Source organism: Kribbella sancticallisti (assembly GCF_039530625.1).
GTDB lineage: Bacteria > Actinomycetota > Actinomycetes > Propionibacteriales > Kribbellaceae > Kribbella > Kribbella sancticallisti.
In genome coordinates this window covers 23,559-40,349 of the sequence record NZ_BAAAOS010000062.1, presented here as the reverse complement: position 1 = coordinate 40,349, position 16,791 = coordinate 23,559, and the positions used below count along the sequence as shown (strand labels likewise).

Here is a 16,791-nt window from a genome sequence, read left to right as displayed (position 1 = left end):
GCCACACCGCGTCAGCAATCAGCAAACGCCCAGGTCACGCGCCCAAGCGGCCGACTTTGCCGAGGCCCTGTGCCGTACCCCGACCGGCCGGACAACCACTTCAAGGTCGACCCGGCTAAGTGGGACTACTACGCGATGGACGTCCACCGCATCGCCGGAGACGACGAGCTGGCCACCCAGTACGCCCGCACCGTGATCAGCGACAACATCACCCCAGACGGCCACGAACTAAGCCCGATGCGCGTTTCAGAGTGCCGCATCACCCTCGGCATCGTCGCGGGCCGCGAAGGCGATCTAGAGGAAGCCGTAAACCTAGGCCTATCCGGCCTCAAGGATGGTCGCCAGAGCAAGATGCACCTCCAGATGATCGCTGGAGAACTCGACCAGGAATTACGTCAACGCTTCCCCCGCGAGGGACTGGTAACCGAGTTCGAAGAGGCCCTACGCGGCCTCTGAACCTAATGCCAGCGGCTGATCTATCTAGGCTCCCGCTGGACGCGTACCTTTAGGCTATGGGTATCACTGAGGTGACGCGGCGGGCGATCATCGACGAACTGATTCTGGGAAAGCTGGCTTGGGAGGGGCGACTTGGTGAGCCCGACTTCCTAGCACGCATTTACCCGCTGGGTGAGATGCCGTCGTTTGACAATCGATTCGCGTCTGCCGACCGAGATATATACCAACATCGTGTTCTCAACTACGACTGGGATGATGATTGGGTCTTCACTGACTCTCGCTTTCAGCTCTCTTCTGGGCCTGATGAAGTGTTTCTGCGGTTCCTTGCCGAAACCGTTCATCCGGTGGTCCGTCCAGATAAGGACGAGGCGGCAGCCTTGGTTGCGTCTTACAACACTCATCTGCGAGCGGATGGATACGAACTCCATTCGGCGAGCGAGATATCTGGCCACACCGTGTATGGAGCTAGAAGGCTTGTGGATACTTCACCGGCCCTTACGCAACTTAGGAGCGCAACAGTAGTTGATGCATCCTATTGAGTCAGCAGATAACTCGCATGGAGGCTGCGATAGTTGGTGATCCAGAATTGGCCATTGGGACTGCGAAAGAACTATAGGAGGTTGCTGAGGTCGGGCGAAATGAACCACTAGCGGTGCCCCCTCCGCCAGGCGACGTTCAGCGCGTCGGGGCGATCTCGCGAGCAGCGGTGCGGAGCCGACTATTGGACCCCCACCTCACCACATCCAAACCTAGAAAGGTTGTGTAGGTGCGCGTACTGTTTGGTGCTTAGGCGTGCCGAGACGGGAGGCGGTGGAGGATGGCGAACAAGCGAATCTCGACGAATGCTTATCAGGCTCTCCGCGATGCTCTGCCGGTGATCTATTGGTACAAGAACAGCTTCAATAGTTACCTCAGGACAGCATTGAGGCAGCACCCGGAGTTGCTTATTGGCTTGAATTTTGAGGCTACAAAGCGTGAGGTTTCTGACGAGTTGGTCGATCGATTAATGCGGGATGAGAATATTTATCAAGAGGCGACCCTGCGCCTGATGATGGAAATTGCGAATATGTCCTCATTCCCAGAACTGAACCGCCACGAAGACGCAGAATCTCTGGTGGTCAAGGCTGAGGCTGCAGTCACAGAGTTGCGAGAGCAGACCAAGGTTCACGAACAGTTGATAATCGAGCGTGAACGCTTAGATGCTGAACGATCCGCGTATATTCAGCAGGCGGAAGTTCAGCGGAGATTTGCGGACGAGTTGACCGATATGAAGGATCGGTTCTTCGGGCTGTCGTCAGCGAGTGGCGATCCGCAACAGCGAGGTCGAGATTTCGAAGGCTTCCTCAATGACTTATTTCGGCTCTTTGATCTTGAGCCGCGACTCTCGTATAACATCCCGAATCAACAGATCGATGGGTCTTTCCATTTCGATACTGACGACTATGTGGTTGAAGCGAAATGGACTACGGATCGCGTCAACACAAAAGATGCAAACCATTTTGCCAGTAAAGTTCGAACGAAAGGCAAGAACGCCCTGGGCTTGATGGTAAGTGTCAACGGCTTTACTGAAGATGCTTTGAGTGACTACAGTCGCGCTACCGTCTTTATGACCCTAGACGGGTTGGATCTACTCGCAGTATTGGAGGATCGCATCCGATTAGATGAGGTTCTCAGGCGGAAGAAGCGTCACGCTAATGAGACAGGTGAGTGCTACTACCCTGTCAGTCAGTTCTGATCGAGCCGAACGCGGACAGTTGCCTCACTCCCCCTCTTGGGCACGGCCCACCAGGCGCATCGAACGATCCGGACAGCGCTTGGTGAAGCCAAAAGGCGTGGCGCGTTGACGGTCGAGAATCCGGCGGAGAAGGCCAACGCGCCACGGCTCGACCTGGAGGAAGAGCACGAGATCGATCCGTATTCGGTGGTGGAGATCAAGGCGTTGATGGATGAGGCGAGCAAGCATCGGAACAGTGCTCGATGGGCAATCGCTCTGGCCTTGGGACTACGCCAGGGCGAGGCGCTCGGGCTGAAGTGGGCAGACGTTGACCTGAAGGCCGGAGTTCTCAAAGTTTGGCGTAGTCGCAACAGACCGAAGTACAAGCACGGCTGCACGAAGAAGCCGTGCGGCCGGAAGCCTGGCTTCTGCCCGGAACGTCAGTTGGCGCGGCCGGAGACGGCTCCGACCAAATCCCGTGCCGGTCGCCGGACCATCGGTCTGCCCGAGGAGCTGACCGCGATCCTGCGGGAGCACCGGAGGCAGCAAGCAGCGGAGAAGAAGCTAGCTCGCCAACTGTGGACCGATGGTTACTGGATGTTCGCCGGGCTACCGGCAAGCCGCTCAGCCCGAACATGGACTACCGGGAGTGGAAAGGGCTGCTAGTCGCGGCTGGAATCCGAGATGGTCGATTGCACGATGCCCGGCACACAGCAACAACGGTTCTTCTGCTCCTGGGCGTACCCGACCGGGCAGTGATGGACCTGATGGGTTGGTCCTCGTCAGCTATGGTGAAGCGGTACCAACACATCACCGCGCCGGTGCGGATGGATATTGCGAAGCGAGTGGGTGGCCTTCTCTGGCCCGGGCTGTCGGCCGAGCCGGACGGCGAGGATGACGACCAGGGCGAGGAGCCCGACGAGGGCGATGGCGGAGGAGCGCTGAAGTCGGCCTGAGAGAGCTATTGAGACCCTTATTGAGACCCTGACGAAAAAGCCGGGCCGGTCGCGATGCGACCGGCCCGGCTTGTGTTCGTCCCCTGCGAGGTGCCACGTACTGCGCTGACCAGCGGAAACACTGGTCGGCTGGCCTCTCAGGGAGTGGCGGAGGATACGAGATTCGAACTCGTGAGGGGTTGCCCCCAACACGCTTTCCAAGCGTGCGCCCTAGGCCTCTAGGCGAATCCTCCAAGGCGAGAGGATACGCGAGGTGGGGGTGGGGAGGAAAATCGGGGGTGGCGGGGGTGGGGGCGCGCCTAGGGTCGGGGGTATGGAGATGGCGCCGGATCCTGGAGTGGTGTATCCGATGGCGGGGGTTCAGCGGGTGGTGTTGTTGAGGCCGCTGGTGGGGGACTCGCCGTTGGTGGAGGTGGGGGAGTACTCGTACTACGACGATCCCGTGGAGCCGGAGCGGTTCTTCGAGCGGAACGTGCTGTATCACTACGGGCCGGAGCGGCTCAGGATCGGGAAGTACTGCGCGTTGGGTGAGGGGACGACCTTCATCATGAACGGGGCCAACCATCGGATGGACGGGCCGTCCACGTTTCCGTTTCCGATCATGGGTGGAGCCTGGGGAGAGCAGTTCGGGTTGATCACCGGGTTGCCGGGGCGTGGGGACACGGTGGTCGGGCATGACGTGTGGTTCGGGTACAAGGCGATGGTGATGCCGGGGGTGCGGATCGGGAACGGGGCGATCGTGGCGTCGGGGGCCGTGGTGGTCGCGGATGTGCCGGAGTACGGGGTCGTGGGTGGGAATCCGGCGAAGGTGATCCGGAAGCGGTTCGGTGACGACGAGATCGCTCGGCTGCTCGAGGTCGCGTGGTGGGACTGGCCGGTGGAAAAGGTGACCCGGAACGTGCGGGCGATCATGGCCGGCAGTGTTGCGGAGTTGGAGGCGGCGGAGTGAGGCTTCGACGGATTACCGGGGGCGAGGTCGGCGCGGTACAGGAGTTGATTGAGTCTGATCCTGGGTATACCGAGCGGGTCACGGGGTATCCGCCTGGGGCGGCTGATGCGCAGAGTTTGCTGATGATGCGGCCGGATGGGGTGGAAGAGGATCGGAAGGTTGTCCTCGGGGGATTCGAGGGTCGTCAGCTCCTTGTGATCGTCGACCTGCTCAGGGGTTATCCGATTGCGCAGACTGCTTTCATCGGACTGCTCGAAGTTCATGGGAGCCACCAGGGCCGCGGGGTGGGCGCGGCGGCGTACAGGGCGGTGGAGCAGTACGTCGGAAGCACCTGGCCGGAGATCAGGACGCTCAGGTTGGCTGTGGTGGATACCAACGCGGAGCAGGCAGCGGGGTTTTGGGCGCGGCAGGGATTCGAGCCGACTGGGGAGCAGAAGCCGTACAAGTACGACAGGCTTGAGAGCGTCGCGCGGCTGTACGAGAAGCAGTTGTGTTGGGGGCATCCGCATCTGGAAGTAGGAGACTCCGGGATCGCGGGGAAGGGATTGTTCGCCAGCGCGGCGATAAAGCAAGGTGAAGTCGTCTCGGTGCTGGCTGGGCGCAAGGTCACGACCGCGGAGCTGGAGGAACTGCTCGAGCATCCGCCGGTGGACACGATCACTCTGGACGACGACGAGCACCTGGTCTTGCCGAACGATCCTCGGCCGGCCATTGCTTATGGCAACCACAGTTGTGATCCGAATCTGTGGTGGATCGACGCGGTCACGCTGGCGGCTCGGCGCGGCATCGCCGCGGGTGAGGAGATCACCAGCGACTACGGCACCAGTACTGGTACGGACTTCGAGATGGCGTGCAGTTGCGGCTCACCGCTCTGCCGTGGAGTGGTCACCGGTGAGGACTGGAAGAGGGACGACCTCCAGGCCCGGTACGGCGACCACTGGATCCCGGCGTTGTTAAGCAAGCAACGCGGGGGCTAGTGTCCGCCACTGCTCGATCGGCTGTGGCCCGGTGACGCCGGTGATGACGTTGACAGCGACGTGGTCGGCGCCGGCGTCGAGGTGTTCGCGGAGCTTGGCGGCGATGTCGGCGGGGGTGCCCCAGGCGGCAAGCGAGTCGACCAGGTGGTCGGGGAGTTCGGTGAGGTCCTGGCCGGTGAAGCCCTGGCGTTTGAGGGACGCTGCATAGCTCGGGAGCGTCGGGAAGAAGCTGATCGTGTCTCGGGCGATCGCTCGGGCCCGGTCTGGGTCGGTCTCGACGACGACTAGGTGGCTGACTGCGAGGAGCTTGTCTGGGCCGAGCACGTTGCGCGCCTCGGCGCTGTAGGCGGGGGTGACGAGGAAGGGGTAGGCGCCGGCTGCGCGCTCTCGGGCCAGCTCCAGCATGCGTGGGCCGAGGGCGGCGAGGATGCGACGGTCTGTCGGTACTGCGTCCAGGTGGTCGAGGAAGTCGTTCAGGGTGGCGAGTGGGTTCGGGCCGTGCGCTCCGCCTAGGCCGAGGGTGAATCGGGCGGAGGCTTCGAGTTGCTTGTACGCCGTACTGAGGTCTTCGGGGGTGAAGTGGTCGACCGAGAGGATTCCGGTGATGAAGTTGATGGTGCGGGTGGCTTCGATCAGGTCGGTGATGGTTTGTGGGCCTACTCCGGGGAGGCCGGAGAGCCAGATCGCTGGATAGCCGAGGTCTTCTGCGGCGGCTGCGGCTTCCAGGGAGTGCGGGGTGCTGGTCAGGCCGGTGGTGATGCCGAACGGGCCGAAGTCGGGGATCGCCATGACGTTGGTAACTGATGCTGGGGTGGGCGTATTTCGGTGGGTGTCGGCTCGGTGCCTGGTTGGGGACGCGAGCGAGCTCGCAGGGTTTGCTCAGCCTGCCGTGGGCAGCTGTGAGGGCGGGCTGGGGGCGCCCCGACCCCGGATTCCTGGTCGAGCCCCCGGATCCCGTACACTCTTCGATGGTTCCCCGCGTGGCGGTATCTCGCCCAACTCCCCCAGGGCCGGAAGGCAGCAAGGGTAAGTGAGCTCTTCCGGGTGCGCGGGGAATCCTTATGTCCGGATCCGGACGAACCCGGCCGCATCCCGGCGCCGGCCGAAGCCTCGCCCGCGACCCTCCGGGCTGCCTTGCTCGACTCTGTCGCGGGCGAAATAGGCTGACCTCGAAGACCACGTCTACCGAGGGAGTCCGATGAGCGAGCTCGACCGCCGGTACCTGCAGGAACTGATCATTGCAGAGCTCGGGGTGTCCCCCTCGTTCGACGCGGAGCTGGAGATCGAGCGCCGGATCAGCTTCCTGGCCGACCAGCTCAGCCTGACCGGCGCCACGACGTACGTGCTCGGCATCAGCGGCGGCGTCGACTCCAGTACTGCGGGCCGCCTGTGCCAGCTCGCCGTCGAGCGGGTCCGGGCCGGCGGCGGGAACGCCACCTTCGTCGCGATGCGCCTGCCCTACGGCGTGCAGCATGACGAAGACGACGCTCAGCGCGCGCTCGAGTTCATCCGCCCGGACGAGGTGCTCACCGTGGACATCAAGTCCGCGACGGACGCGATGGTCGAGTCGGTCAAGCATTCGGATCTCGGCGACCGGGCGGACTTCCACACCGGCAACATCAAGGCGCGCCAGCGGATGATCGCGCAGTACGTCGTGGCCGGGGCTCGCGGCGGGCTCGTGGTCGGTACGGATCACGCGGCCGAGGCGGTGGTCGGCTTCTACACGAAGTACGGCGACGGGGCCTGCGACCTGACTCCGCTGGCGGGGCTGACCAAGCGCCGGGTGCGGGCGATCGGCTCGCAGCTGGGCGCGTCCGACCAGATCACCGGCAAGGTGCCGACGGCGGACCTGGAGTCCGACAAGCCGGGCCTTCCCGACGAGCAGGCGCTCGGCGTCAGGTACGACGAGATCGACGACTTCCTCGAGGGCAAGCCGGTCAGCGACGAGGCGGCAGAGACGATCATCGGCCACCACCGCCGCACCATCCACAAGCGCGCGATGCCGATCGCCCCCTGACCCGCACCAGCCGGAGCAACCGCAGCAGCCGTACTCCGAACCTCCAGCCGGACCGCCGCGAATCTCCATCGACATGTCACCCGGCCCGGATGCGCCTACGGTGGACGAACCACCCCGACCGATGGAGGGCCGATGGTCGACTTCTCGCTCAGTGAGGAACAGCAGGCGATCCGCGAGACCACCCGCGAGTTCGTCCGCAAGGAGCTGATGCCGCTCGAGAACGACGTCCTCAAGCGGGAGCGGGAGGGGCTGCCAGGAGTGGAGCCGGACGTGGTCCGGGACCTCCGGCTGAAGGCGAAGTCGTTCGGGTTCTGGGGGCTGAGCACGCCCGAGGAGTACGGCGGGATGGACCTGTCGGCGGTCGACCAGGCGCTGATCACCAGTGAGCTCGGCCGCACCTTCGTACCGTTCTCGTTCGGCGGCGAGGCCGACAACATCCTCTTCGAGAGCAACGAGGAGCAGCGCAAGGAGTACCTGCTTCCGACCATCTCCGGCGAGCGGCGGTCGTGCTTCGCCATCACCGAGCCCGGCGCCGGGTCCGACACGCGCGCGATCCGCACTACCGCGCGCCGCGACGGCGACGAGTGGGTGATCCGGGGCGAGAAGACCTTCATCACCGGCGGCAACGAAGCCGACTTCGCCATCGTCATCGCGGTGACGGATGCCGAGATGGGCTCGAAGGGCGGCTTCACCGCGTTCCTGGTCGACCGGGACCGGGGCTGGACCTCGGACCCGATCGTGACGATGGGCCAGGCGGTCCCGGCGACGCTGAACTTCGACGACGTCCGGGTGCCGCAGGACCACGTGCTGGGCGAGGTCGGCCAGGGCTACGAGCTGGCGATGCGCTGGATCATGAAGGGCCGCTTCATCATCCCGGCCCGCGGTATCGGCGCCTGCGAACGGCTGCTCCAGCTGGCGATCGAGCACGCCAACACCCGACAGACCTTCGGTACTCCGATCGGCGGCAACCAGGCGATCCAGTGGATGATCGCCGACTCGGAGGTCGAGCTGGAGGCCGCCCGATGGCTGGTCCTGTACGCCGCCTGGACCGTCGACCAGGGCCGGCCTCCCCAGCACGACAGCGCGATCGCCAAGCTCTACGGCACGAACACGGTGAACCGGGTCGCCGATCGGGTCCTGCAGATCCACGGCGGGATGGGCTACACCAAGGAGCTCCCGATCGAGCGCTGGTTCCGCGAGGTCCGCCTCTGGCGCATCTTCGAGGGCACCGACGAGATGCAGCGCCTGATCATCTCCCGCGACCTCCTCCGCGGCTACCGCAAACCGGGCGCCCACTTCAGCTGATCCATCAGTTGTCCAGCAGTACTGCGTCCGTCCGCGTGCGGCGGCGGTTGCGGAGCCAGTGGCCGAGGGTGATGAGGCCGAAGCCGACCGCGTAGATCGAACTGGTGAAGGTGAGGTAGCCGAAGGTGCTGCCGAACTCCGTCGGGTCCGCCGGGAAGGCCGAGGTCGAACCCTTGGCCCACTCCATCACGAGCGTCGCGGTCTGGAAGGTGAAGACCTGTGCGAACAGGATCGCGTAGGTCAGGTACGCCGCCAGCCGGTTGCGGATCAGCAGGCCGAGGGGCAGGGCGACGAGGATGGTGAGTATGGCGATCATGGTGATCCTCCCGTAGATGTTGTCGGTGCATCCAAGGTCGCCCGCGGAGGACCTCCCGCACATCGAGGCCTGCGCTGAACAGGTAGTCAGTGCCTGCACTGATCACCGAACGCGCGATTCCGGTGCACAATGCGAGCATGAGCCGCAGGTTCTGGCCGATCTGGCTGGCGAGTGCCGTGTGCCTCGCCGCCGGAGTGGTCCTTGCCCTGGGCGCGTTTCGCCCGAACGGTGACGGCTGGCCGACTGCGCTCTACCTGCTGGGTGTGGTGCCACTCGCGCTGGGCTGGCTGATCGCAGTACGGGCTCCGCGTGGGCCGGTGGGGGCGGCAGTGGCGTGGCTGGCGGCGTCGCTGCTCGTAGTACCGGCTTTGGATGCGTGGGGTCGCGCGCCCTGGCCAGAAGCGGACTTCGTGGGTGCCCTGGGCGTGGTCGCTTGGCCGTGGCAGCTGACCGGTCTTCTTGCGTTGCTGCTGGTCTTCCCTGATGGGCTGCTGCCGGAGCGCCGCTGGAGGGTCGTCGCAGCCGGCGTACCGGTGTCAGCGCTGGCGGTCGGCGTGGCGATGACCGTCACCATCGACTACGGAGAGCCCCGCTACTTCACAGCGCCTGTTCTCGTGCCGGAGCCGATCTGGCTGCCCCTGATGATCAGCGCGCTCGGACTCCTGTTGGTGGTAGTCATTGCCTGCGGCGCCAGCGTCGTACTGCGCTACCGCCGCGGCGGTGACCGCACGAAGCAACAGCTGCGCTGGCTCATCCTCGCCACCGGGGTGGTGGTCGCTGTGATGGTGGCCAGCTGGATCGTCACCTCGTTCGAGCTGGTCGGCCCGGAGGCGTACTCGGCCTTCCTGCTGGGGATTCTCGTCCTCGTCCCGGCCGCCGTCGCGATCGCCGTGCTGCGCTACGACCTCTTCGAGATCGACCGGATTCTGAGCGATTCGGTCGCCTGGTTCCTGACCACGCTGATCGCCGCCGCCCTGCTGGCTGCCGGTGTCGTCCTCACCGGCTACCTGGCCGGACGGGATTCCGCCATCGGGTTGACCGGCTCGGTGTTCCTGGTGGCGCTGCTCCTCTTTCCCTTGCACAGAAGGCTCCATCGGGCCGTCGGCAAGGTCCTCGACCGCGACCGGACCGTCCTGGTCGAGCAGATCGAGCGCTTCGTCGAGCAAGTCCGCGACGGCTCAGCCGAACCCGAAGATGTCGAGACCGTACTCCGCTCCGCCGTCCGCGACCCAGAGCTGACTCTGCTCCTGTCTGATCCAGCCGGGACAGGACTGGTAAACCTGGCCGGCACAACGCAGGATCCTCCCGAGGACCGGATGAGCGTGCCGCTACGGACCGCGAGCGCGGACATCGGCGTCATCCTGGTCCGCCCAGGCTCGATGCGCCACCTACGCCGGGTGAAGCTGGCCGCGTCCGCCGCCCGGCTGCCGATCGAGGTCAGCCGGCTCCGGATCGGACTGCGGCGGGCGCTGACCGACGTGGCCGAGAGCCGTCGGCGCCTGGTCTCGGCGACGATCGACGAACGCCGTCGGCTGGAACGCGATCTGCACGACGGCGCGCAGCAACAACTGGTTGCCATCGGCATGCAGTTGCGTGCCGCGCAGTACAGGCTGCGGGCGGGCGACCCGGTCTCGGCCGATCTCGAACTGGCCGTCGAGCGCCTCGAGTCGACTGTCGGCGAGCTCCGCCGCCTGGCCCACGGAGTACGGCCGGCGAGTCTGGATGACGGCCTGCCTGCGGCGCTGGCGCGGTTGGGAGCCGAATGCCCGCTGCCGGTCGACTTCGAGGTCGAGGACGCCGCGAGCTCGGAGGTCGTCACGGTGACGGCGTACTTCGTCGTCGCGGAGGCGATGGCCAACGTACTCAAGCACGCCCGCGCCTCCCGGATCGGCATCAACGTCGAACGTCAGGAAGACGGTCTGCGCGTCGCCGTGATCGACGACGGGATCGGCGGTGTCCCGGCCGACAAGGGCCTGACGGCGTTGCGGGACCGGGTCGGCTCCGTCGGCGGTCGACTCACCGTGACCAGCGAACCAGCAGGCGGTACGACGGTCGAGGCGGTGCTGCCGTGCGCGTCCTGATCGCCGAGGATTCGGCGTTGTTCCGGGAAGGGCTCGCGGGACTTCTCACCTCGGCGGGTCACGAGGTCGTGGCGTCCTTGAGCAGCGCGGACGGTCTGGTGGAAGCGGTGATCCAGCACGAGCCCGCGATCGCCGTGATCGATGTGCGGATGCCGCCGATGATGACTGACGACGGCGCTGACGCGGCCCGGGAGATCCGGTTGCACCGTCCGGATCAGCCGATCCTGCTGCTGTCCCAGCACCTCGAGACCCGGCACTCCGTGCAACTCGTGTCGACCGGCGCGTTTGGTTACCTGCTGAAGGATCGGGTTCTCCGGGTGGAGGACTTCCTTGACGCGCTCGACCGAGTCGCGGCTGGTGGGTCCGCGCTTGATCCCGCGGTCGTCTCGGCCTTGCTCGCTCCCCGCCGGTCGGAGCTGGAACCCTTGTCCCCAAGGGAATTAGAGGTTCTCGGACTGGTTGCCGAGGGTCACTCGAACGCCGCGATCGCGAGCAGGCTCTTCGTCACCGATCGCACGGTCGAGAGTCACCTGCGCTCGATTTTCCAGAAGCTCTCCCTCGACGAGTCGTCAGCCACGCATCGCCGAGTGCACGCAGTACTGACGTATCTAAGGAACAACCAGTAGCCGTTGCTGCAACCGCTCCAGCCGTACTGCGGCGATCCCGCGATACGCAGACCGCAGTACTGCGGCCAGCGGCCCGGCGTGCTCGAAGGAGTGCGTGACCAGGCCATCCTCGAGCAGCCAGAGGCCACGCTCGCGGAAACCCGGTACGTGCCAGGTCATCTCGATCCGGCTCGGGGTGATCTCCGTGTACTCGAGCCAGCCGTTCAGGCCGGGCCGCACGCGCAGTTCGTAGCGCACGCCGACCTCTGGTGTCTGGGGCCCGTCGATGCTGAGGAATGCCTCGTTCCACAGCGGCAGAGCCAGTGGGTCGAGCAGCACCTTGGCAGGTGATCCATCGATCTTCAGACTTGCGTGTTCCATGGGGTCAGGCCTCCTCGGCCGCTCGCCGCCGGGCCAGGGCCTCTCCCGCGGGAAAGGCGCCGGCGACCGCGCGCAGGGTGGTGATGGTCTCGTCTACCGGTTGTCCGGTGACCAGTTGATCGATGGCGTCGTGGAGTGCCTCTTCGGCTGCCACGATGCGCTTGCTCAACGCCTTCCCCTCGGGAGTGAGGCTCAGAGCCAGGTAGCGCCGGTCGTCGGGGTCTGTGTCGCGCTGGACCAACCCCTGCGCCACCAGACGATCCACCAGACGGCTGGGGCTGTTGCCGGTCTCGCAGACCAGGAGTCCTCCGAGTGCGCTCAGCGTGAGAGGTCCGTGGTCGCGCAGTACTCGTAGGACTTCGGCCTGCGACGGGGTGACGCCCAGGGGTCGGAGCTCCGCGGCCAGCAGCCGGTTCCCCTCCCGCTGGATCGCCAGGATCAGGTAGCGCAGTTCTTCCGCGGGCTTCATGAGGCGACATCCTCCTGCAGGGCGAGGTGGGCGGAGGGGTCGTGGGCGGCGAGGACAACCAGGTCGGGGAACAACTCGCGCAATTGGTTGACCTTGGCGACGGCTTGGTGGAGCTCGGCCTTCTTACCGACGCCGGGGATCTGGCCCGCCTTGAGCAGTTCCGCGTCGTACGTGAGGTCACCGACCATCAACAGCGGCGGCTCGGCCGGTCGGCGTACGAGCATCGACAGCGAGCCGGGCGTATGCCCCGGCGTCGGCAGCAGCATGAGACTGCCGTCGCCGAAGAGGTCGTGTCCGTCCTGGAACGGGCCGATCGGGTCGATGCCCTCGAAGTGGATGCGTTCCCAGCGCAGATCGCGGCGTTCGATGTGCCGCCGCAGGTAGCCGCGCGCGGCGGGTAGCGGCCGGCGCATCGACTTCCACTCCTCGTCCGCGACCACGATCCGTGCCTTGCTCAGCTCCGGCAGGCCGCCGATGTGATCCTGGTGCAGATGGGAGAGCACGGCTGTGTGCACGTCGCGGATGTCGTGGCCGTTGTCGGCGAGCAGGCGCGAAAGAGTCTGCTCGGGCGCGATCTCGAAGGTCGCCAGCCGGTCGTACACGACGCCGTTGAGGCCGCCGGGAAAGTAGCCGGGGTCGGTGACGGAGGCTCGATCCTGACCGGTGTCGAACAGCACGAGGCCGTCCTGGTGCTCGACGACATAGACAGTGATCGGCCGCGGCGCGGTCCAGCCCTTGGAGGTCGCGAGCCAGACGTACATGTTCTTGTCCGTCGGGCCGACGTGTTCAGGCCGGATCCGGACGTTTCCGGTGCTGAGGGCGCTGACGCTGTTGATCTCCATGATCAATACATTACACGACATGTATGTCGTGTCAACTAATGGTTGCGGTGAGAATGGGGACATGACGGCACAGCCTGGGCGGTACGGAATCGTCGGTAGCGGTTGGCGGAGCGAGTTCTTCCTGCGGCTGGCGGAGGTGATGCCGGAGCGGTTCGCCGTCAGCGGTGTCGTCACGCGATCCGCCGAACGCGGCGGGGAGGTCGAGCGGGAGTGGCGGGTGCCCACCTTCCGGTCGGTGGATGAGTTGGTCACCGCGGACAAGCCGGACTTCGTCATCGTCTCGGTACCGTGGGAGACCGCGCCGGGACTGACCGCGGATCTCGTTGCCAGGGGCATCCCGGTGTTGACCGAGACGCCGCCGGCGCCTGATGTGGAGGGGCTTCGCCGGCTGTGGTCCGAGGTCGGCGACACCGGCTTGGTGCAGGTCGCCGAGCAGAATCCGTTCCTGCCCTCGCACGCCGCGCAGTTGTCCGTGGTGCGAGCCGGAACGCTCGGTGCGGTCAGCTCCGTGCAGATGTCGTCGACTCACCTGTACCACGCGGTCTCGGTGCTCCGGCTCCTGCTCGGCGTCGGCCGGGCGCCGGCGACCATCGAGGCCCGGCAGTTCGTGGCGCCGCTGGCCGACCCGCTGAAACGCGACGGCTGGTCCGGCGATACCGCTCCGACGGACGCCACGACCACGCTCGCGACGATCGACTTCGGTGCGGGACGGATGGCGTTGTACGACTTCACCGACAACCAATGGCACAACCCGCTGCGCGGCAACCGGATCGTCGTTCGCGGCAGCCACGGTGAACTGGTCGACGACCGCCTGGTCCGGCTCGCGGACCCGGTGACCGCGGTCGAGTCGCGGGTGGTCCGCCGTCAGACCGGAATCGACCTGAACCTGGAGGGTTTCGCGCTCGATCACCTCAGCCTCGACGGCTCGGTGGTCTACCGCAATCCGTTCCCCGGCGTCCGGCTGGCCGACGAGGACATCGCGATCGGGACGTTGCTGGCGCGGATGACCGACTGGTGCCGCGGCGACGGCGAGCCGCCGTACCCGCTCGCCGAGGCGTCGCAGGACCATCTGATCGCTCTCGCCATCGGGGAGTCCGCCAGTACCGGTCAGGCCGTGGCGGTCGGGCCTGAGCCGTGGTCGCGTGAGGGTGCCGGGTGAGTTCCTCCTCAGTGCACCGGCAGGTCGCTATGAGGTCATGGCCAACATGACACGCGTGCTGGCACAGTGTGTCCATGAAGGGTCTGATGCAGGACTACCAGCTGTCTCTGGACACGATCTTTGGCCGGGCCGAGCAGTTCTTCCCGGACAAGACCGTCTACACCGGAGGCCCCGCGCCCACTAGTACGACGTACGCGGAATGGGCCGCGCGGACCAGACGGTTGGGCGGCGTGCTCGACACGCTGGGGATCAGTTCCGACGGCCGCGTCGGGACCTTCGCCTGGAACTCCGGCCGCCACCTGGAGCTGTACTTCGCGGCGCCGTGTACCGGGCGGGTCCTGCACACGCTGAACATCCGGCTCTTCCCCGACCAGGTCGTCTACATCGCGAACCACGCCGAGGACGAGGTGGTCTTCGTCGATCGCTCCTTGCTCGGGCTGTTCCTGCCGCTGCTCGACCGGCTGCCGCTGGTCCAGCACGTCGTGGTGATGGATGACCTGCCGGCCGGAGCCCCGGGCGTCGAGGTGCCGGACGACCCGCGCTTCCACGACTACGAGGAACTGCTGGCCGCCGCTGAGCCGGTCGACTTCCACGTGGAGGACGAGAACCAAGCCGCCGCGATGTGCTACACGAGCGGGACGACGGGCAACCCCAAGGGCGTCGTGTACTCGCACCGCTCGACCTGGTTGCACTCGATCGGCGTGCTCACCAACGCGGGTATCGGGCTGCACGAGACCGACACAGTGATGCCGGTAGTTCCGATGTTCCACGCCAACGCCTGGGGTCTCGCGCACGCAGCGCCGATGGCTGGGGCGAGCCTGGTGTTCCCAGGGCCGGACATGTCACCGCAGGGCATTCTCAAGCTGCTGAAGGAGCAGGAGGTCACGCTGTCCGCGGGCGTTCCGACCATCTGGCAGGGCTTGCTGCCGTTGCTGGACGGCGTGGATCTGCCCAAGCTGCGGCGGATCCCGTGCGGTGGTTCAGCCGTGCCGCTCGCCTTGTCCGAGGCGTTCCGGGAGAAGCTGGGCAAGCCGATTTTGCAGGCCTGGGGTATGACCGAGACCAGCCCGGTGGCGACCGCCGCCCATGTCCCGCTGCGGAACACGGATCTTCCGGAGGACGAGAAGGCGAAGCTCCGGGCGCGTCAGGGATTGCCGCTGCCGGGGGTCGAGGTGCGGATCGTCGAGCCGGGGTCCATCACGCCGCTGCCCTGGGACGACGAGGCCACGGGTGAGCTTCAGGTGCGCGGTCCGTGGATCGCCGCCGAGTACTACCGGCCCGACGAGGGTGTCGAGCTGAACACCGAGGACGGCTGGATGAAGACCGGCGACGTGGCCGCGATCGACGCCTTCGGATCCGTCCGGCTCGTGGACCGAACGAAGGACCTGGTGAAGTCCGGGGGCGAGTGGATCAGTTCGGTGGAGTTGGAAAACCTGCTGATGGCGCACCCGGCGATCAAGGAGGCGGCCGTCATCGGAGTCCCGCACCCGAAGTGGGACGAGCGGCCGCTGGCGTGCGTAGTACTGCAGGAGGGTGCGTCCGCGACGTCGGAGGAGATCCTGGCCTACCTCGAGCCGCAGGTGGCGAAGTGGTGGTTGCCGGATGCAGTCGAGTTCATCGACGAGGTTCCGAAGACGAGCGTCGGCAAGTTCTCGAAGAAAGATCTGAGATCCCGCTTCGCGGACTACCACCTCGGCTGAGTTCGGGTCGTCAGGCGAAGTCGACGCCGAAATGCGCCCGCAGATGGGCCAAGGTGGCGTCGACGAAGGCCTGGGGCCAGGGTTGTCCGGTCCGCTCGGCCAACGCCGTGCCGCGCCGGACGAACTCGCGGCAGAGGTACTGGTTGGCTGCGATGACGTCGGCTGGATCGGAGCCGGCCGATGGCATCCCCTCGAGGAAGGCGCGTTGTTCGGCGGACAGATAGGCGTTCAGGCGCTTGGCTCCACCAGTACGCCGGACGCCGCGTTCGGCGAGCATCAGCACGATGAACTGGTTGCGCACGGCATTGAGGCCCTGGTTGCTGACGATCCGCTCGTCGCGACCGAGCACGGTGACCAGGTTCCCGAGGAAGTAGAAGAAGAGGTTGACGTCGCGCCCGGGCAAGTACGGCGTACCGGGGCGGCCGCCGCGGGGAGCTTGATCGCCGTCGGGGAAGAGGGATCCGTCCCGGTCGAAGAGGACGCGGACCCCGTCGTACTCGTGCCGGTCGAATTCCTTTAGTTGCTGGAAGAAGAGGTCGACATGCAGCCAGTCTGGGGTGATCCCCAAGCCGCCGACCAGGCCCGGGACTTGGTCCAGCAGCACCGTCGGCCCGGCGATCGTTGCCAACGGCTCCATCCAGTTCTGCTCGAACCACGGCAGGCTTTCGTCGGTGACGACGCAATGGACATCCACGTCGCTGAACTCGTCCGCCTCGCCGCTGCCGTAGCTGCCGACCAAATAGACGGCGAGGATCCGCTCGTCGGCCGGGAGTTCGGTCCGGGCTCGCTCGATCACCAGCCGCTGCCTGCTGTCGTCGCCTGTCGTCCGCGAGTCGTCTGTCACTCACGACAGGGTAGAACCGC

18 protein-coding genes, 1 tRNA gene, 1 other RNA gene and 2 pseudogenes are annotated in these 16,791 nt (G+C 65.8%); 15 read left to right on the top strand and 7 right to left on the bottom strand.

Annotated elements, in window-relative coordinates; all coding sequences use genetic code 11:
* The 6 genes and pseudogenes from ABD255_RS38625 to ABD255_RS38600 form a co-directional block, all read left to right on the top strand.
* Positions 1–456: pseudogene (locus ABD255_RS38625) on the top strand (helix-turn-helix domain-containing protein); the annotation flags it as partial.
* 56 nt (positions 457–512) lie between these two features.
* Positions 513–995, top strand: coding sequence for an AbiJ-related protein (locus ABD255_RS38620; protein ID WP_344221770.1), 483 nt, complete (start codon positions 513–515; stop codon positions 993–995).
* Between the two features lie 278 nt (positions 996–1,273).
* Entirely contained in the window at positions 1,274–2,191 is a 918-nt protein-coding gene (locus ABD255_RS38615) for a restriction endonuclease (protein ID WP_344221769.1), read from the top strand.
* Positions 2,192–2,296: 105 nt separating this feature from the next.
* Positions 2,297–2,836 (top strand): tyrosine-type recombinase/integrase, encoded by a 540-nt coding sequence (locus ABD255_RS38610; RefSeq protein WP_344221768.1) that lies wholly within the window; start codon positions 2,297–2,299, stop codon positions 2,834–2,836.
* A pseudogene (locus ABD255_RS38605) lies at positions 2,806–2,925 on the top strand (hypothetical protein); the annotation flags it as partial. The gene ABD255_RS38610 and the pseudogene ABD255_RS38605, both read left to right, overlap by 31 nt.
* Positions 2,926–2,958: 33 nt before the next feature.
* Positions 2,959–3,126, top strand: coding sequence for a hypothetical protein (locus tag ABD255_RS38600; RefSeq protein ID WP_344221771.1), 168 nt, complete (start codon positions 2,959–2,961; stop codon positions 3,124–3,126).
* Positions 3,127–3,271: 145 nt separating this feature from the next.
* Here the strand turns inward: ABD255_RS38600 and ABD255_RS38595 are convergent.
* Positions 3,272–3,359 (bottom strand) — tRNA-Ser (locus ABD255_RS38595).
* Between the two features lie 80 nt (positions 3,360–3,439).
* Here ABD255_RS38595 and ABD255_RS38590 point away from each other — a divergent pair.
* Positions 3,440–4,075, top strand: a complete 636-nt coding sequence (locus ABD255_RS38590; RefSeq protein ID WP_344221767.1) for a CatB-related O-acetyltransferase — start codon at positions 3,440–3,442, stop codon at positions 4,073–4,075.
* Between the two features lie 122 nt (positions 4,076–4,197).
* Positions 4,198–5,052, top strand: coding sequence for a GNAT family N-acetyltransferase (locus ABD255_RS38585; RefSeq protein ID WP_344221766.1), 855 nt, complete (start codon positions 4,198–4,200; stop codon positions 5,050–5,052).
* Here ABD255_RS38585 and ABD255_RS38580 read toward each other — a convergent pair.
* Positions 5,029–5,841, bottom strand: a complete 813-nt coding sequence (locus tag ABD255_RS38580; RefSeq protein ID WP_344221765.1) for a TIGR03620 family F420-dependent LLM class oxidoreductase — start codon at positions 5,839–5,841, stop codon at positions 5,029–5,031. The two genes, ABD255_RS38585 and ABD255_RS38580, sit on opposite strands and share 24 nt — an antisense overlap.
* Positions 5,842–6,019: 178 nt before the next feature.
* Here ABD255_RS38580 and ffs point away from each other — a divergent pair.
* The 3 genes from ffs to ABD255_RS38565 all read left to right on the top strand — a co-directional run bounded on the left by ffs (position 6,020) and on the right by ABD255_RS38565 (position 8,374).
* An RNA gene (ffs, locus tag ABD255_RS38575) (signal recognition particle sRNA small type) lies at positions 6,020–6,116 on the top strand.
* A 134-nt stretch (positions 6,117–6,250) separates the two neighbouring features.
* Positions 6,251–7,069: an ammonia-dependent NAD(+) synthetase gene (nadE, locus tag ABD255_RS38570; RefSeq protein ID WP_344221764.1), complete on the top strand. Its 819-nt coding sequence runs from the start codon at positions 6,251–6,253 to the stop codon at positions 7,067–7,069.
* 132 nt (positions 7,070–7,201) lie between these two features.
* On the top strand, positions 7,202–8,374 hold the full coding sequence (locus tag ABD255_RS38565) for an acyl-CoA dehydrogenase family protein (RefSeq protein WP_344221763.1): 1,173 nt from the start codon (positions 7,202–7,204) through the stop codon (positions 8,372–8,374).
* Positions 8,375–8,378: 4 nt separating this feature from the next.
* Here ABD255_RS38565 and ABD255_RS38560 read toward each other — a convergent pair whose 3' ends face one another.
* On the bottom strand, positions 8,379–8,690 hold the full coding sequence (locus ABD255_RS38560) for a hypothetical protein (protein WP_344221762.1): 312 nt from the start codon (positions 8,688–8,690) through the stop codon (positions 8,379–8,381).
* Positions 8,691–8,827: 137 nt separating this feature from the next.
* On the opposite strand from ABD255_RS38560, the gene ABD255_RS38555 reads away from it, so the two are divergent.
* The gene (locus ABD255_RS38555) at positions 8,828–10,771 is read left to right on the top strand and encodes a sensor histidine kinase (protein ID WP_344221761.1); all 1,944 of its coding nucleotides are present in this window, start codon (positions 8,828–8,830) and stop codon (positions 10,769–10,771) included.
* On the top strand, positions 10,759–11,397 hold the full coding sequence (locus tag ABD255_RS38550; RefSeq protein WP_344221760.1) for a response regulator transcription factor: 639 nt from the start codon (positions 10,759–10,761) through the stop codon (positions 11,395–11,397). The genes ABD255_RS38555 and ABD255_RS38550 overlap by 13 nt, the downstream gene beginning before the upstream one ends.
* Here the strand turns inward: ABD255_RS38550 and ABD255_RS38545 are convergent.
* The 3 genes from ABD255_RS38545 to ABD255_RS38535 are packed head-to-tail and all read right to left on the bottom strand — an operon-like array spanning position 11,380 to position 13,068.
* Complete coding sequence (locus ABD255_RS38545; RefSeq protein WP_344221759.1) at positions 11,380–11,757, bottom strand: SRPBCC family protein; 378 nt, start codon at positions 11,755–11,757, stop codon at positions 11,380–11,382. The two genes, ABD255_RS38550 and ABD255_RS38545, sit on opposite strands and share 18 nt — an antisense overlap.
* Before the next feature lie 4 nt (positions 11,758–11,761).
* On the bottom strand, positions 11,762–12,226 hold the full coding sequence (locus tag ABD255_RS38540; protein ID WP_344221758.1) for a MarR family winged helix-turn-helix transcriptional regulator: 465 nt from the start codon (positions 12,224–12,226) through the stop codon (positions 11,762–11,764).
* The gene (locus tag ABD255_RS38535) at positions 12,223–13,068 is read right to left on the bottom strand and encodes an N-acyl homoserine lactonase family protein (RefSeq protein ID WP_344221757.1); all 846 of its coding nucleotides are present in this window, start codon (positions 13,066–13,068) and stop codon (positions 12,223–12,225) included. Before ABD255_RS38535 ends, ABD255_RS38540 begins: the two co-directional genes overlap by 4 nt.
* Before the next feature lie 61 nt (positions 13,069–13,129).
* Between ABD255_RS38535 and ABD255_RS38530 the strand changes: the two genes are divergently transcribed.
* Positions 13,130–14,227 carry a Gfo/Idh/MocA family protein gene (locus tag ABD255_RS38530; RefSeq protein WP_344221756.1) on the top strand — a complete coding sequence of 366 codons (1,098 nt, stop codon included), beginning with the start codon at positions 13,130–13,132 and terminating at the stop codon, positions 14,225–14,227.
* A gap of 74 nt (positions 14,228–14,301) precedes the next feature.
* Positions 14,302–15,927: a long-chain fatty acid--CoA ligase gene (locus ABD255_RS38525; RefSeq protein ID WP_344221755.1), complete on the top strand. Its 1,626-nt coding sequence runs from the start codon at positions 14,302–14,304 to the stop codon at positions 15,925–15,927.
* A 10-nt stretch (positions 15,928–15,937) separates the two neighbouring features.
* Here ABD255_RS38525 and ABD255_RS38520 read toward each other — a convergent pair whose 3' ends face one another.
* On the bottom strand, positions 15,938–16,771 hold the full coding sequence (locus ABD255_RS38520) for an aminoglycoside 6-adenylyltransferase (protein WP_344221754.1): 834 nt from the start codon (positions 16,769–16,771) through the stop codon (positions 15,938–15,940).
* Between the last annotated feature and the right edge of the window lie 20 nt (positions 16,772–16,791).